This is a genomic window from Xanthobacter autotrophicus (genome assembly GCF_029991245.1).
Classification (GTDB): domain Bacteria; phylum Pseudomonadota; class Alphaproteobacteria; order Rhizobiales; family Xanthobacteraceae; genus Xanthobacter; species Xanthobacter autotrophicus_C.
Window position 1 is genome coordinate 1 of sequence record NZ_JAIVFO010000298.1, and the last position, 1,371, is coordinate 1,371.

Consider the following 1,371-nt stretch of genomic DNA (forward strand, 5'->3'; position numbering starts at 1 on the left):
CTCCCCAGCCCTCCCCCGCAAGCGGGAGAGGGGGGTGGTCGGCGCGGGGTGGAGAGCAGGGTTCACCGGCCGCTCTCTTCAAACTGGGACACGGCCGGCGGCCCGCCCGCATTGACATCGGCGCCGCCGCCCCTTATCACGCCGGCTCGATCCAGCAACACGGTGTCGAAACGGGCCGCGCGGAAACGCGCAGCGGTCGGCCGGAAAGAGTTTGTCATGAAGATCCGCAATTCGCTGAAGTCGCTGCTCGGGCGCCACCGGGACAACCGTCTCGTCCGCCGCAAGGGCCGCGTCTACATCATCAACAAGACCCAGAAGCGCTACAAGGCACGCCAGGGCTGAGCCGCGCGCGGGCCGTCCATCTCCTTGCCCGCGCCATCGCTTGTCCGGCTTCCTGTCTCCGCCTCTGTCGTCCCGCCGTCTCCCCGCATCGTGACTGCCCCGCCCGGCTTCCTGCCGGCGGGTGAGTTGACGCGATCCGCGCATGGGCGGACACTTCAGGGATGACCGAGGACACGCCGCCCATTCCCGCCCCTTTCATCCGCTCTTCCCGCAGATGGAAGAGGCGCGTCCGGCCGGTCGCGCTTCTTTTCTGTTTTCCCCTCATGGTCACGCTGTCCACCGGTGCCGGAGCCCAGTCCGTGCTGCCGGGAGAGCGGGTTCCCGTGCCGCTGCCGGGCGTGCCGGCGGGGCCGTCCGCCGGAGTGCCGCCGGGAGAGGCCGCATCCCCGCGCCCGCGCCTTCCTAAGGACAAGCGCACCCAGATCGAAGGGCTGTTCGCCGCGCTGAAGGTGGCGCCGGACGACCGCAGCTCCAAGATGATCGCGGACCGGCTCGACCAGTTGTTCTCCGATTCGGGCAGTTCCAGTGTCGATCTGCTCATGGCGCGCGCGGGCGCTGCCGCCGAGGCCAAGGCGTTCGACCTCGCCCTCCAGATCCTTGACCAGGTCATCGAGATCGAGCCTGACGACCTGGGCGCCCTCAGCAAGCGTGCCACCCTCCTCTACATGCGCGACGATTATGGCGGCGCCCTCGCCGATATCCGCGAGGTGCTGGCCCGCGAGCCGCGCCATTTCGCCATGCTCTACGGCCTCGCCCTCATCATGCGCGAGCTGGGCGACGACAAGCGCGCGCTGGAGGCGCTGCGCAAGGCCCGCGCCGTCAATCCGCGCCTCGACGGCGCCGACGAGATGGAAAGCCAGTTGTCGCTGAAGGTCGAAGGCCGCGGTATCTGATCCCGACGACCTCGGTGGGGCTCCCGCCGGTTTCGCTCAAGCACCGCCTGACACCGATGGCCGGCCATGCCGGACGGGCGTAGCGCCGTCTCGACCGGGGCCAGCTCTGCTGGGCCCTCTCTACCTGGGTCTTGGA

General features: G+C 69.4%; 2 protein-coding genes. Both read left to right on the plus strand.

Annotated elements, in window-relative coordinates:
- The first annotated feature begins 216 nt into the window (after positions 1 to 216).
- A complete protein-coding gene (gene ykgO, locus K9U41_RS22855) occupies positions 217 to 342 on the plus strand; it encodes a type B 50S ribosomal protein L36 (protein ID WP_012114086.1) in 126 nt (41 codons plus the stop codon).
- A 263-nt stretch (positions 343 to 605) separates the two neighbouring features.
- Complete coding sequence (locus tag K9U41_RS22860; RefSeq protein WP_282643134.1) at positions 606 to 1,235, plus strand: tetratricopeptide repeat protein; 630 nt, start codon at positions 606 to 608, stop codon at positions 1,233 to 1,235.
- Positions 1,236 to 1,371 lie beyond the last annotated feature (136 nt).